Raw genomic sequence first — 14,555 nt, forward strand, 5'->3', positions numbered from 1 at the left:
CAGGAAACCATTTTCTTCACTGAGAGGATTTCACAATGCGGATAGGCATTGATGTGGGCGGCACAAACACCGATGCTGTCATTTTGGATGGCGATACCGTGATTGCCGGCTGCAAGTCACCGACGACGGAAGACGTCAGCTCCGGCATTTCGGCTGCCCTTTCGATTGTCATGGGCGAAAGCGGCGTCAAACCCGACGCCATCGAAGCGGTGATGATCGGCACGACCCATTTTACCAATGCCGTCATCGAGCGCCGGCGCCTGCTGGAAGTCGCCGCAATCCGCATCGGTCTGCCCGCGACGCGCGGCGTGCCGCCGATGACCGACTGGCCCGCCGATCTCGCCGATACGCTCGGCCGCCACACCTTCATGCTGCGCGGCGGGCATGAATTCGACGGCCGCGAAATTGCGCCGCTCGATGAGGCCGGGCTCCTTGAGATATCCCAACAGATCAAGGAGCGCGGTATCCGCGCCGCAGCCATCACCTCGGTGTTTTCCCCCGTCACCGCGGTGATGGAGCTGCGGGCGGCAGAAATCCTGAAAGAACAGTGCCCGGATGTCGCCCTCTCGCTCAGCCACGAGATCGGCCGCGTCGGCTTCCTGGAGCGCGAGAATGCGGCGATCATGAATGCCTGCCTTGCTGAGCTTTCGACCAAGGTGGTCAATTCGTTCCGCGCGGCGCTGAAGGAAAAGGGCATCACCGCGCCGTTCTTCATCAGCCAGAACGACGGGACGCTGATGACGCCGGAGCATGTGGAGCGCTATCCGGTGCTCACCTTCGCCTCCGGCCCCACCAATTCCATGCGCGGCGCGGCAAGGCTTGCCGGCATCGGCGATGCCATGGTGGTCGATATCGGCGGCACGACGTCGGATGTCGGCATGCTGATGCAGGGGTTCCCGCGCGAGAGTGCCGTTGCCGTCGATATCGGTGGTGTGCGCACCAATTTCCGCATGCCGGATGTGCTCGCCATCGGCCTTGGCGGCGGTTCTCTGGTCCGCGACGACGGCGCCCGCATCGGCCCGGATTCGGTCGGCTACGAGATCACCTCGAAGGCACTGGTGTTCGGTGGCGATACGCTGACGACAACGGACATCATCGTGGCCGCCGGGCTTGCCGATATCGGCGATGCTTCGCTGGTCAGCCACATTCCGCAATCGACCATCGAAGCCGCGATCGACACGATGCACCGCATGGTCGACGAGGCGGTCGACCGGATGAAGACCTCGGCCGACAAGCTGCCGGTCATTCTGGTCGGCGGCGGTTCGGTGCTGATTTCGCGCGACCTTCCCTCGGCCAGCAACGTGATCCGTCCGGAAAACGCCGGCGTTGCCAACGCCATCGGCGCGGCGATCGCCCAGGTCGGCGGCGAGGTCGACCGGATCTACGCCATGGAAGGCAGGAGCCGCGACGACGTGCTCGATGAAGCCAAGGCGGAAGCCTCTGCCAATGCCGTTGCCGCAGGGGCCGTGGCCGAGACCGTCAAGATCATGGACATTGAGGAAGTGCCGCTTGCCTACCTGCCGGGCTCGGCGACCCGTATCCGGGTCAAGGCCGTTGGCGACCTCGCACTCAAGGAGGGCGTAAAGTGAAACTTGGATCCCAGGACCTCAAGGACCTCGCAGTCGGTGCAGCCTTTCTCGGAACCGGTGGCGGTGGCGACCCCTATATCGGCCGCCAGATGGTGCAGAAATGCCTCGATGACGGCTTGACGGTCGAACTCGTCGATCCCGACACGCTTGATGACGATGCGCTGGTCATCCCGACAGCCATGATGGGCGCGCCGACCGTTCTCGTCGAAAAACTGCCCTCGGGCGAGGAAGCGATCCTGTCGCTGAAGCGGCTGGAAAAGCGTCTCGGCAAGACAGCGACGCACACCATGCCGATCGAGGTCGGCGGCATCAATTCCACCATTCCGCTGCTGGTTGGTGCCCGAATGGGCCTGCCGATCGTCGATGGCGACGGCATGGGCCGGGCCTTTCCGGAACTGCAGATGGAAACCTTCGGCGTCTACGGTGTTTCCGGCTGCCCGATGGCCGTTTCCAACGAATGGGGCGACTGCACCCTGATCGAGGCGCGCTCCAACGAGATGATGGAGTGGCTGTCGCGCGGTGTCGCCATCCGCATGGGCGGTGCTGCCTATATCGCCGAATATGCGATGTCGGGGGCCGAGGTGAAGCGCACTGCCGTGCCGCGCACGCTGTCGCTCGCCATTCAGGTCGGCAGGGTTCTGCGCGAGGCCAAGGCCAATCACCAGAGCCCGTTCGAAGCGCTGCTCGCCTTCATGCCGAAGACGCTCTATAGCTTCGCCACCATCATCTATTCCGGCAAGATCGCCGATCTTCAGCGCGAGACCCGCAACGGCTTTTCGATGGGCCGGGCAAAGATCGAGGGCTTTGGCGCCTATGACGGCGTGATGGATATCGAGATCCAGAACGAGAACCTGATCGCCCGGGTTAACGGCAAGGTGCGCGCCATCGTGCCGGACCTCATCTGCATCATGGACAGCGAGACCGCCGAGCCGATCACCACGGAAATGCTGCGTTATGGCCAGCGCGTTACCGTCATCTCGGTTTCCGTGCCGGAAATGATGCGCACACCGGAAGCACTCTCCGTCTTCGGCCCGAAATGCTTCGGGCTTGATGAGCCTTATACGAAGATCGAGGAGCTTTCGGCATGAGAGAAATTCATCCCGAAGACCTGGAAGACATTGCCGTCGGTGCAGCCATTCTCGGCACTGGCGGCGGCGGCGATCCCTATATCGGCAAGCTGCTGGCGCGCTGCGCCATCGAAGAGCACGGGCCCGTCAGGCTGATCTCGCTGGATGAGCTGGCAAATGATGCGAAGGTCGTCACCGGCGGCGCGATGGGCGCGCCGACGATCCTCATCGAAAAAATCCCATCCGGTGACGAAATGCTGATGGCATTGCGCCATTATGAAGACGTCACGGGTGAGACGGTTGATGCGCTGATGCCGTTTGAGGCTGGCGGGCTGAATTCCTGCCTGCCGATCGTGCTCGCCGCCCAGACCGGCCTGCCCCTGGTCGATGCCGATGGCATGGGCCGCGCCTTCCCGCAGCTCGAAATGGAAACCTTCAACGTCTATGGCGTGAAGGCGGCCCCGGTCGCCATGGCCGATGAACGCGGCAATCTCGCCATGGTCGAGACCGAGGATGCGGCCAAGGCCGAGTTTCTGGCACGCGGTATCTGCATTCGCATGGGCGGCCATGTCAGCCTGATCAACTATCCGATGAGCGGCGAAACCGCCAAGCGCGTTTCCGTTCCGGCCACGATCTCGCTGGCGCAGGATATCGGGCGGGTGCTGCGCGAAGCGAAGCGGGCGAAGAAACCGCCGCTCGCCACCCTGATCGATTTCCTGAAAGCCACCCATTACGGCCATGCCGAGGTTTTGGGATCGGGCAAGGTCGCCGACATCGCTCGCAAGGTCGAAAACGGCTGGTCGGTCGGTATCGTCACCATCGCGCCTTTCGACGGAAGCGCCCCCTATTCCATTCGCATCCAGAACGAAAACCTGTCACTGGAACGCAATGGCAAGGTGATTGCCGTGGTGCCAGATCTCATCTGCGTGCTGGATATCGACACGGCAGAGGCCATTCCGACCGAACGGCTGCGCTATGGCCAGCGGGTGAACATTCTCGGCATTCGCGTGCCTGAAATCATGCGTACGCCCGAAGCGCTTTCCGTCTTCGGCCCCGCCGCGTTTCACATCGACGCCGAATACGCACCGCTTGGTGGGTCCTGAGCCAGAAGCCCGCTCTGGCGGGCGACGGAAACGGCAAGCGAACGGCGCGACACGCCGAGCTTGGCAAACAGGTTCTTCAGATGAAACTTCACCGTCGGCTCCCCCACATTGAGCCGGCGGGCGATCGCCTTGTTGGGCAGGCCCTCTGCAAGAAGCGACAATACTTCGGCCTCGCGCCGGCTCAGCAAGCCACCGTTCGGGATACGCCTCGCCTCCGGCACGACGACAGCCGCCAGATATTGCGATGTCGTCGTGCCGAGGCGTGAAAGACCGACGCGCCGGACGAGCTTGCGCATGGTTTCGGCAAAGGCGCGTCCCTCGTCGCGATAGTGCTGGATCTGGCCGGACGGCAGCGCCAGCGCGGCGGCTTCGCTCAGCGCGGCAACGGCGGCGTCATCGTCGCCGGCATGGGCATGCGCCTCGGCCAGAAGCAGATCAATGCGGATCAGATGTTCGGCGCGCCCGGCCTTGCGAACCGCCTCGGCGAGCGGCTCCAGCAGCGCGAAGGCCTCACTAGGGGCGCCCTGGCGCAAGCGCAGGCGGCTGATCGCCAATGTCGCATCCCACCATTCCCGGTGCGTCGGCCAGTCGGCGGCGTTGCCAAGCGAAGGCCAGTTCTGGGTGGTCATCTCGGCGGCTTCAAATGCGCCAGCAAATGTCTGCAGCTCGACCCTGAGGACGGAAAGCGACTGCCTCAGGCGCGGAAGATCGCGGGAATGGGCGAGCTGAGCGCCACTCTCCAGCACCTCCTGGGCGGCAAACAGACCGCTGTCCGCAAGCCGCGTGCGGGCCAGGACCGCATAGGCCTCGACATAGAAATCCACCCAGCCCTCGCCGTTTTCCATGATCGGCACATCGCGCTGCATCAGGGCGCCGGCTTCCTTCACCCTGCCCTGACGGTAGCGGATGCCTGCGAGCGGCACGTTCGCGATCGCCAGCAGATTGGCATCATTCCAGTATTGGGCGTGGATGATCTTGAAGGCCTCGTCGAGATAGCCGAGGGCGGTCTGCAGATTGTTGGCCAGCATGTTCACAAAGCCGAGATGGATGAGCATGAAGGCCTGAGGATAGGTCGATCGCTCCTCCTGATAGAGGGCCAGGCCGCGCTCCGCAGTCGCCGAGGCCTCGTCCAGCTCACCCATGCGAGTGTAGCAGATCGTCAGGTGATTGTAGATCCAGCCAAGCCGCCAGGTATTTTCCTTGCGTTCGCCATCGGCCTCCTCGCGCAGCCAGGTGATACCCGCGAGGTCCATCGCACGATCCTCGTAGACCTCACTGAGACTGTCGATATGGCGCAGCATGCCGACCCATTGTTCGCTCGCAGGAATCTGGCCTGTGCGAGTATCTTCAAGCAAGGCATCGAGAACGGCACGGGCTTCGCGGATCTGGCCCGTCTTGGCTAGCATGACCGCGCGGCAGAGCCGCAGCGATGGCGTCTTCAGTACCACGGCGTGCGGAACGGCGCGGATGATGCCACGCAGCACGGTATAGCCAGCCCGGAGAAACAGTTCGACACCGCCGGCCTGCTCGATGATCCTCACCGCAAGGTCATACTCGCCAGCGATCGAGGCATGCAGAACCGACTTCGCAAGGTTGCCGTTTTCCGCAAAAAGTCGGGCTGCATGGATGTGTCTTTCCTTGCGCGCCTCATTGCTTTCACCGGCATGCAGCGTTTCAAGCGCGCTGGCCACAACAGGCGAAAGGCGAAACCAGCCCGCATTCTGCTCCTCGGTCTCGATCAGCGGCGAAAGTCGCTCGATCTTGCGCAACGTGCCATAGTCATAGGGAAGGCCGGCGAGAGCGGAGGCGATCTTGAGGGTGAACTCGTCGATCCCTTCGACCGCCTTCAGCACACTCAATTCCATGTCATCAAGATAGCGGAAGATTTCCTCATGCAGAAACTCACGGTAGACGCGCGACTGGCCCTCAATCAGAGCCGTCCGCTCCAGTCCCTTGGCGCCCTGCTCCAGTTCGATGAGCGCGAGCCTGTTGAGTGCGGGCCAGCCGCCCAGCGTCTCCCGCAGACGCTCGAGCTCATCCTGGGTCAGCCACGCGCCGAGAAGCTGGCGGATTTCGCCGCGGCTGAACTGGAGATGCCGTGCGGTCAATTCGGCCAGGAGCCCCCGCATGCGCAAGCGCGAAAGCGGAAGATCGGGCACCCGGCGTCCGGCGATCACGATACGCACGCGGTCCGGCAGCCGGTCGAGAAGCCATGAGAGGAGTGAGGGATCACGCATGCGTTCGGCGTCATCAAAGTAGAACTCGATGAGACCGTTCTGGGTGCGGCAGAACGCATCGAGCCAGTCGGGCTCTGCGGCATCCGCTCCAAGCGAAGCCGCGATCCGTCGCTCGACGGCCTCTGCCCTATCTTCCGAAGCGAGACTGAACCACAGCGCCTGCCGCCCGCGCCGTTCGGAGGTGTGGAACAGCCTGGCCATCAGCTCGGTCTTGCCGTATCCGGCGGGCGCCTGGATCAGAACGACCTGCCCTTCAAGACCGGAGGCGAGCCGACTTTCAAGCTCGGTGCGCGCTAGAAGCTTCAAAGCGTTGCGCGGCGGCACGGGTGGGCTGTCTGAGTGTTTTGTGTTCACGGTATTTGTCGTGATGATCCCGCTGACGTGCTCTGTCGGTTGCATGGGCAGAAAGGACGGCCTGCCCTTTCGCAAAAAACCCAAGCCATCCGCCTGGATCCTGTTTATCTGATCTCAGAAAGACGTGCAATTTCCGCGCCCCAACGCCGCTATCATTCACAAGAGAGCGCAGCTGCCGCGCCCTTGCCCGTTTGGGCCGGTGCTGGTCCCGGTCGCTTGTCGCGGACGTACCGGCCGATCAGGTCAAGGACCGCATGAAACGACCTCGATCGCCGCCGCAAAACCCTTGAGCACGAACTTGCGTCCATCGAGGCACCGGAGCCGGTCCTGCTCACCCGTCGATGGCGACACGCTATCGTGCGATCGCGGATCTCCTACATCCGGCGTCGAGTGTTTTGTCGGGAGACGACAAAGGCTCCACCAGAAACGCAAAAAGCCCCCGCGTTTTGCGGGGGCTGGATTTGGACACTGTTTTGCTGGACATGTTGAAAACCACTATCTTACCACACAATTCTCCACTGATTGACAGCCTTAGGAAACAGCGTTGCAGCGCTACCGATCGGCGTGGCCAGTGCGGTCCGGCCCGTCCTGTATTCGTGGGTCCAGCCTTAACTCCCGAAGCATAAGCACACAGCTGACAATCAGATGTCCGCGTCACCGACAATATCTATGGCTGGTGGAGCCCCTGATGGGGAGCGTTGATTACATCCAAAATTTTCGTGCTTCGTGCGGAAGCATCGTTCTTGGGGAACGCACAAGCGGCACGATCAGCCATCGGTTCTGGCGAGGCGGAACGCGTGCTTCACGACATGCGCACCGGCTGCAAGCTCCAGCCGCAGGCCGGGGATGCGCGTTCGCGGTGAGAGCATGTTGCTGTTGGTTCGGCTGCTGTCGACTTTCGCGCGTGGCAGGTCATCGAGCGCTGAAATCGCGGAGACAGCGTTTTCTCCTTTGAGGACCAGCGTCACCTCAGACTCATTGTCCAGCCTTTCGGCCTCCTGATACCACTGGTTTACGGCAAATCCTGTCTCGACGAGAATGGCTGGCCTGTCCAGAACGAAGCTGTGCTCGCGGGTAAACCGACCATCGTCGGTGATCGTGATTGTCGTTTCGACCTCCTGCAATCCGCTTCTCCAGCGCACGGAAAGCGTTTCGCCCTCAAGGGAAACCGAGAGGTTTTCCTGTCGCATCTGCCAATTGGCGCCGCCATCGAAACTGAAAGCCAGAATATTGTCGCCGAAGTGGTTCATATTGGCGTATTGGAGCGCACCGACGTCAAAGCCGCTCAGCGTCGAATAGGCAAACTTGTTGTATTTGTCGATCTGCAGCCATTGGTGGATGGGCGCGGCAAAATGAGCGATGGCGTGCCCGCCGGTGCGCTGAACAAGCGTGTCGCATCCCGGCATGGGATAGACCTTGCGCGGCGCATCAAGCGGTTCTTCTTCCGCCTGCCAGAAATCCGACTCCTCCGGCATTGCCAGCGGCATGAAGGCCTTGAGCGCCCAATATGGCGATGTGGGTGAATTATACTCCTCGCAGACGGCAAGGTTCGGATAGGCATAGCCGCGGGACAGCACGCCGTCCGGGCGGAAGATCGGGCGTTTGCGCCAGAGCCGCAATTGCCGGGCCCAAAGCCCCTTTATCTGGCCAACTGAGAGCGGCCGTTCGCCACTGAGCGCCAGCATGCCCCAGAAGCCTGCGGTGGCGAAACGATAAGTCAGCGACCGCCCCTCAATCATCGCTTCGCCATTTTCGGCGAACCAGTGGGCGAAAGGTTCGGCAAAGTGGCGCGCGCGGGCACGGAAAAGCTCTGAGAATTTGTCGGTCTCGTTGCCCTTCAGCCAGGCATAAAGCAGGCCGTAGAAATGCATGGCGAAACCGCCATAGTGATCGATTGCGCCGGAGCCGCCGTCGCCATACCAGCCGTCGGCCCGGTACCAGCTGGAAAGCTGGCCGAGATTGCGGCGCTGGACCGCCTCATCGACGAGATCGCCGCGACCAACCCTGCGCAGCCCCTCCTGGACCAGGACCGTGAAGAACTGCCAGTTGTTGGCAGCCAGAACCCGCTTTTGAATATCGGCCAGCCAGATGGCCAGATTGCTCTTGACGCGAGGTTCGAGCGGTTCCCAGCCCTCAGAGGGAAGCGCCGCCAGCAGAAAGCCGATCGCCGCCATTTCAACCGAGCGCTGATCGATATCGCCGACCGGCCCCCAATAGCGGGGATGCTCGGGGTCAGTGCCTTCGGCAAGCGCATCGCGAAATGTCTGCCAGTGGCCGAATGCCCCGCCACCCAGCGCATACGGAACCAGCCCCCAGAAAGGCCGCGCCACGCCTTCAAGCGAAGCCGCCCGCATATCGAATTTGGCTGCGCCCTCCCCAAGATCGATGGCAGCGCCACCGGCCTCAAGATGCGGCAGGAGCGGCGCGACAAGCGCTTCGGCCGCGCGCTGAAAATCGGCGCGGCTTGTCATGGGGTTGTCGGAAAAGCCTTCGAGAAGAAGAGACATGACGGATCACCGGGAATGCGAAAGACGGGAAAGGCGGGCACGCGGCCCGCCCGGATAGCGTTGGTCAGACACCGAACAGGCGCGGCAATGTCAGCGACAGCGCCGGCACGAAGGTGATCAGCAGGAGACCGAGAATCTGGACCGCAAAGATCGGCAGAAGTGGCCCGATCACCTTGGTGATTTTCTCACCCGACACGCTGCAGGAGACAAACAATACGGTCCCGACCGGCGGCGTGACCACGCCCATCGACAGGTTATAGACCATCAGCACGCCGAAGTGGACCGGATCGACGCCCATGGCGGTCACGACGGGATAGAAGATCGGCGTAAAGATCAGCTGCGCCGGCGCCATGTCCATGAACACGCCGACAACCAGCAGCGCGACATTGATCAAAAGCAGGATGACATATTTGTTGTCGCTGAGACTGGTCAGCATCTCGCCGATCGTGTCGGGGATCGAGGCAAAGGTCATGCTCCAGCTCATCAGGTTCGAGCAGGCGATCAGGAACAGGATGATGCCGGTCGCAGCAGCGGTTTCGATCAGCACCTTGAGCAGGGTTTTCGGCGTCAGACTGCGATAGAACAGCGCCAGGATGAAGCTGTAGAGAACCGCGATGCCGGAGCCTTCCGTAGCGGTAAAGACCCCCATGACGATACCGCCGATGACCACGACGACAAGCATGAGGCTGGGGGCTGCCCGCAGGAAAGTGCGGGTCACCTCGCTCATCAGATAAGGGCTCTTGTCGGTCGCATATTTCCGCTTCCTGGCGTAGACATAGGCGACCGCCATGACCGCAGCGCCCATGATGATGCCCGGCACATAGCCCGCCAGAAACAGGGCAACGATGGAAGCGCTGCCGCCGGTGATCAGCGAATAGACGATCAGCGCGCCCGATGGCGGGATCAGCATGCCGCATGGAGCCGATGCCGCATTCACCGCTGTGGTGATCGGCATGTCGTATTTTTCCTCGCGCGCAATCGGCGTGACGATGCCGCCAATGGCGGTCGCGGCGGCGATGCCGGAGCCGGAGAGCGAGCCGAACAGCATGTTGGCAAGCGCATTGGTCTGCCACAGGCTGCCGGGAATGCGACGCCCAAGCAGCATGGCGAAGTCAATGAGACGGCGGGCGATGCCGGCCTGGTTCATGATGTTACCGGCCAGCACGAAGAAGGGCAGCGCCAGAAAACCGAAACTGTCGAGACCATTGAACAGTTTCTCGCCCATGGTCGAAAAGAGCTGCGCGATGTCGACCTGGAGGCTGAGCGTCAGGATGCCTGAAAACGCGAGACCCACGGCGATTGATGTGCCCAGAACCAGAAGCGCAAACAGCGTGCCGAACAGGATCAGGATCGAGAACAGCTCGAGGTGGTTGTCGACCCAGTCCATATAGGTTTCGGTTCCCCGGAAGAGGCCGGCGAACACGATGAATGCCGTGATCAGGGCGATGATCACGACGATATCGATCAGATGTGCCTGTCGGGTGCGCAGAAGCATTGCCAGCACGACGAACTGCGACAGGCAAATCAGCAGACCGGCGATCAACAGCACGCTCTGCAGCGTGCCGATTGCCACATGCAGCATCGGCGTCAATGTCAGCGCATTGCCGATCATCGAGTGGTAGCCGCCCCAAGCCAGAAGCGCCCCGAACAGGAAGGTCAGCGCTGCATTGAAGGCATTGAGCCTGCCGGCAGAGCGTGGGCCCAGCGCATCGATCAGAAGCGGAAGGTTCAGATGCTTGTTCAGCATGAAGCAGTAGGCCGAGCCAAGAATGCCGAGCCATATCAGTGAATAGCGCAACAGCTCTTCCGTCAGGCTGCTCGGCGCATTGAAGAAGTATCGGGAGATCACCTGATAGGAAATCAGCACGGACATCATTGCCAAAAGCAGGGCAAGAACGACGCCGAGTGCCTGTGTCAGCCAGTTGTAGGCGCGCGAGAACAGGCCCTCTTCGCGCAGGATCTCATCAAATGAAGGTTCTGATTGCTTGGTCATGGATCTCGTCCCGGATGGGGCGGCTCAGCAGATTTCGCCCGGTCGGCACCCTGAAAATTGTCAACGGGCGGCTCCTGTGGAGCCGCCCGCAATTGCCTAGTTGAATTGCCGTCCTTCGATCGCGAAGATGGCTTCCAGCAAGGCAGCCTTGCCGGGATCCTTGGCCGCTTCCGTATACATTGGCTCGACCGATTTCATCAGCGGCTCCTTGTCGATCTGGATGACCTCGACGCCAAGCTGATCGACCGCCTTCTGCAGGTCTTCCGCCTCGCTGCGATCCGCGATCTCGATGGAGCGAGCCGAAATGTCGGCGAAGACGGAATTCACCACTTCGAGATCCTCGGGAGACAGGCTGTCCTGGAACTTCTGGCTTGCGACGACGAAATCGGTCAGGCGCGTCTGTTCGGTTTCCAACGCATATTTGGCAACCTCGCCGAACTTCGCCGACCAGAGGCCTGCAAGCCCACCTTCCGCGCCATCAACCACGCCCTGCTGCAGGCCGGAATAAAGTTCACCGAAGGACAGCGGTGTCGGCACCGTGCCGAAACGCTTGAGCATTTCGATGTAGGTCTCCGAGCTCATCGTGCGGAGCTTCTTGCCCTGAAGATCATCGATATTTTCGACAGGCGATGTCGTGTAGATCGAGCGGAAACCCGATGACAAATAACCGAGCGGCACGAAATTGTGCTTTCCGGCTTCATCGAACAGGGCCGCCTTCACGCCGGGATCGGCCATCACCGCGCCGTACTCCTCCGAGGTCCGGAAGATATAGGGCAGATTGACGACGCCATAGGCCGGGATGACATTTTCGAGCGCCGCGCTGTTGACGAGACCGAGATCAATGACGCCCTTCTGGATCTGCGAGAAATAGTCGAGCTGGTCGCCGAGCACGCCGTTGGCGAAGATCTTGATCTTGACCCGGCCATCGGTTCCTTCCTCGACCCGCTCGGCGAACTCGGAGAGCATATATCCGGCCGTGCTGTCGGGCTGGACATTGTGTGCGAGCTTGTAGGTCTTGGCCTCGACGCCTGTCGCGAAAGCGGCAAGAACGCAGGCCAGCCCCAGAATTTTGCGCGAAACTTTCATTTTTCCTTCCCTAAGCTGATCGTCATGGCAAAGACCGGGGACCTCCTGACCAGACCACCCTTCCGGATGGATTTGCGGCACCTTTTGTGGCGCCTGCCTGCCGGCCTCCAGAACCAGCCGCAAATTCATATCGTCCTCCGCGCCCACGCTGCAGTGACGATCGTAAACAGCGTGAACGGCTATAGTCGTACTGCCAAGAGGCGCGAAAGGTCAACATAAATTTTCTCTATTGACGAAATAACGAAACTTAACGAAATTACTGGCATAAATTTCGCCAAGAGGAATACAGCCATGAACCGTATTGCCGACTCGTATTTCGAAAAGGAATCCGAAGTGCATACAGACGAAGCGCATCAGGCCACTCTGACACGCTGCGTCGAGCGCCTTCGGCAGCAAATGCCGGCCGTCGGGCTGCGCAATCCCAAGATCGGCAATGCGCATAACCGCTGGATCTACTGCAACGGTGCAGATTGGGTGATGGGCTTCCAGACCGGGCAACTCTGGCTTGCCTATCAGCTGACCGGCAGCAGCGCCTTCAAGAATGCGGCGCAGGCGAGACGACCCGAATTTGAACAAATCCTCCGCGACCGTCGGTTACGCGATCATGATCTGGGCTTCCAGTTTTCCCTCTCCTCCGTCGCCGAATGGCTGTTAACGGGGGATGATCGCGCACGGGCGATGGGGATTTCCGCCGCTGACGCGCTTCTGGCACGTTTCAGACCCGAAGGTGGCTATATCCAGGCCTGGAGCGCACAAGGCACGCATGACCGGGAAAAGGCAGCCTTCGCCAACGGCCGGATGATTGCCGACACCATGCAGAACCTCGCCCTGCTCTACTGGGCGCACCGCGAGACGGCCATTGAGGACTATCGCGACGTCGCGCAAATCCACGCCGCCACTGCCGCATCATGTCTTGTCCGCGACGACGATACCAGCTTCCACACCTTCCTCTTCGACCCGTCCACCGGTGAGCCCCTTCGCGGCGAAACCCATCAGGGGTATGCCGACGCGTCGTGCTGGTCCCGCGGTCAGGCCTGGCTGATGCATGGCTTCGCACAATGTTATGCGGCAACCAGGGACCCCGCTCATCTCGACGTTGCCCGCAGGCTCTCTGCGAAAGCCGAGGCGCTGGTCGGCTCCACTGCCGTTCCGGTCTGGGATTTCAACCTGCCAGATACCGAAACGCCTTACATCGATTCCTCGGCAGGTGCGGTCATGGCGGCAGGGCTTTACCTGCTGGCGGATCAGGATATCCCCGCGGAAGAAGCCCTGCGATGGCGCGCTTTTGCCGATCGCCTGATCGACGGGTTGCTTTCGACCTGCGACCTGACGAAGACCGAAGGCGCCCAGGGGCTTCTGGCCCACGGCGCCGCGCATGTTCCCGCCGGTCGCTGCGACACGATGCTGCCTTATGGCGACTATTATTTCATGGAAGCGCTGATGCGGTCCGTGGGTCATACCCAGTTTTTTTGGTAAAACAACCGTGTGAGCGTGACAGCGATAGGAAAGTTTCGCGAAGTTTCGTATAAGGCGGCTGAGAGAGACCATGTGCCGGACCGACCATGACGAAGCAATTGCCCGCCCCAACGCTGAAGGATGTTGCAGAAGCTGCGGGACTATCCGTTGCGGCCGTTTCCAAGGTGTTTAACAACCGCGAAGGTGTCAGCGCCGCCAATCGCGCCTTGGTGACGCGCATCGCCGAGGAAATCGGCTATCGCGGTCGTAGCGGCCGCGCCACCATCGCCACACGGATATCCTCCGCGCTCGTTGTCACCCTGGACAAATACGTCACCAATGACGTGTTCTACGGCCAGATCATCGACAGCCTGCTGAAAAGTGCCCGCGAAGAGGGCATCGATATCGATCTGGCGCTCGTCACATCGAACGATCCGACGAGCGCCGACTACGACACGCTGCGCAACATCCGCGCCGATGCCGCAATCCTCGTCGGGCTCGACGAGGCTCCGGTCATCGATGCCGTGCGCTCCACGGGGCGGCCTGCCGTTCTGGTCAACGGCATGGATCGCAAGATGCAGCTTTCCAGCGTCTCGCCGGATTATAATTTCGGTGGCTGGGCGGCCACCCAGCATCTGCTGGAGCTCGGCCATCAAGAAATCGTCCATGTGACCCATCTCTACCGGGAATCACTGAAACGCCGCATGCTTGGTTTCCGCGACGCCATGGAAGAGGCCGGGATCGCCTTCTCGATGGACCATCATGTCATTGATGTCGGTGACCCCGATCTGCTCACGCTGTCCTGCCGCGACAAGATTACGGAAATCCTCCGCGAACGCACCCCACGGCCAACAGCCATCTTCTGTGCCAGCGATCTGGTCGCACTTGGGGTGATGCAGGCTGCAGCAAACCTTGGGCTTTCCGTCCCGGACGATCTGTCCATCATCGGCTTCGACGACCTTTCACTCGCCGCTCACGCCTCGCCGCCGCTGACCACCATGCACATGGATCGCGCAGAAATGGGCCGCCTGGCCGTAACGCTGCTGATGGAACAGTCGCTAGCCACCTTCAATTCAGCGCGACGTATCACGTTGGGCGTCCAGCTGGTCGAACGAAAAACCACGGGCCCGGTGGCAGGAATTGCAGCCCTGCCGCGCTAAGGCA

The 14,555-nt window shown here is 61.3% G+C and carries 9 protein-coding genes; 5 read left to right on the forward strand and 4 right to left on the reverse strand.

Annotated elements, in window-relative coordinates:
* Nucleotides 1-35 precede the first annotated feature (35 nt).
* From TM49_RS03870 to TM49_RS03880, 3 genes are read left to right on the forward strand one after another with little or no spacing between them, the layout of a single operon-like run.
* Nucleotides 36-1,589 carry a hydantoinase/oxoprolinase family protein gene (locus TM49_RS03870; RefSeq protein WP_045679615.1) on the forward strand — a complete coding sequence of 518 codons (1,554 nt, stop codon included), beginning with the start codon at nt 36-38 and terminating at the stop codon, nt 1,587-1,589.
* Nucleotides 1,586-2,677, forward strand: coding sequence for a DUF917 domain-containing protein (locus tag TM49_RS03875; protein ID WP_045679616.1), 1,092 nt, complete (start codon nt 1,586-1,588; stop codon nt 2,675-2,677). The genes TM49_RS03870 and TM49_RS03875 overlap by 4 nt, the downstream gene beginning before the upstream one ends.
* Entirely contained in the window at nt 2,674-3,759 is a 1,086-nt protein-coding gene (locus TM49_RS03880; protein ID WP_045679617.1) for a DUF917 domain-containing protein, read from the forward strand. The genes TM49_RS03875 and TM49_RS03880 overlap by 4 nt, the downstream gene beginning before the upstream one ends.
* Here TM49_RS03880 and TM49_RS03885 read toward each other — a convergent pair.
* The 4 genes from TM49_RS03885 to dctP form a co-directional block, all read right to left on the reverse strand.
* Nucleotides 3,720-6,350, reverse strand: coding sequence for a LuxR C-terminal-related transcriptional regulator (locus TM49_RS03885; protein ID WP_158498600.1), 2,631 nt, complete (start codon nt 6,348-6,350; stop codon nt 3,720-3,722). The genes TM49_RS03880 and TM49_RS03885 overlap by 40 nt on opposite strands.
* Nucleotides 6,351-7,117: 767 nt before the next feature.
* Nucleotides 7,118-8,857, reverse strand: coding sequence for a DUF2264 domain-containing protein (locus TM49_RS03890; protein ID WP_045679619.1), 1,740 nt, complete (start codon nt 8,855-8,857; stop codon nt 7,118-7,120).
* A gap of 64 nt (nt 8,858-8,921) precedes the next feature.
* Complete coding sequence (locus TM49_RS03895) at nt 8,922-10,850, reverse strand: TRAP transporter large permease (RefSeq protein WP_201777025.1); 1,929 nt, start codon at nt 10,848-10,850, stop codon at nt 8,922-8,924.
* A 96-nt stretch (nt 10,851-10,946) separates the two neighbouring features.
* Nucleotides 10,947-11,936 (reverse strand): TRAP transporter substrate-binding protein DctP, encoded by a 990-nt coding sequence (gene dctP, locus TM49_RS03900; protein ID WP_045679620.1) that lies wholly within the window; start codon nt 11,934-11,936, stop codon nt 10,947-10,949.
* A gap of 291 nt (nt 11,937-12,227) precedes the next feature.
* On the opposite strand from dctP, the gene TM49_RS03910 reads away from it, so the two are divergent.
* Together TM49_RS03910 and TM49_RS03915 are read left to right on the forward strand one after the other, a co-directional pair.
* Nucleotides 12,228-13,412: a glycoside hydrolase family 88 protein gene (locus tag TM49_RS03910; RefSeq protein ID WP_045679622.1), complete on the forward strand. Its 1,185-nt coding sequence runs from the start codon at nt 12,228-12,230 to the stop codon at nt 13,410-13,412.
* A gap of 86 nt (nt 13,413-13,498) precedes the next feature.
* Nucleotides 13,499-14,551: a LacI family DNA-binding transcriptional regulator gene (locus TM49_RS03915; protein WP_045679623.1), complete on the forward strand. Its 1,053-nt coding sequence runs from the start codon at nt 13,499-13,501 to the stop codon at nt 14,549-14,551.
* The last annotated feature ends 4 nt before the right edge of the window (nt 14,552-14,555 follow it).

The sequence above is a fragment of the Martelella endophytica genome (genome assembly GCF_000960975.1).
GTDB classification, from domain to species: Bacteria; Pseudomonadota; Alphaproteobacteria; order Rhizobiales; family Rhizobiaceae; genus Martelella; species Martelella endophytica.

Coding starts and splice junctions, on each gene's coding strand:
- TM49_RS03890 (WP_045679619.1), bottom strand. CDS start 8,857: ATGTCTCTTCTTCTCGAAGGCTTTTCCGACAACCCCATGACAAGCCGC.
- TM49_RS03915 (WP_045679623.1), top strand. CDS start 13,499: ATGACGAAGCAATTGCCCGCCCCAACGCTGAAGGATGTTGCAGAAGCT.
- TM49_RS03880 (WP_045679617.1), top strand. CDS start 2,674: ATGAGAGAAATTCATCCCGAAGACCTGGAAGACATTGCCGTCGGTGCA.
- TM49_RS03870 (WP_045679615.1), top strand. CDS start 36: ATGCGGATAGGCATTGATGTGGGCGGCACAAACACCGATGCTGTCATT.
- TM49_RS03895 (WP_201777025.1), bottom strand. CDS start 10,850: ATGACCAAGCAATCAGAACCTTCATTTGATGAGATCCTGCGCGAAGAG.
- dctP (WP_045679620.1), bottom strand. CDS start 11,936: ATGAAAGTTTCGCGCAAAATTCTGGGGCTGGCCTGCGTTCTTGCCGCT.
- TM49_RS03910 (WP_045679622.1), top strand. CDS start 12,228: ATGAACCGTATTGCCGACTCGTATTTCGAAAAGGAATCCGAAGTGCAT.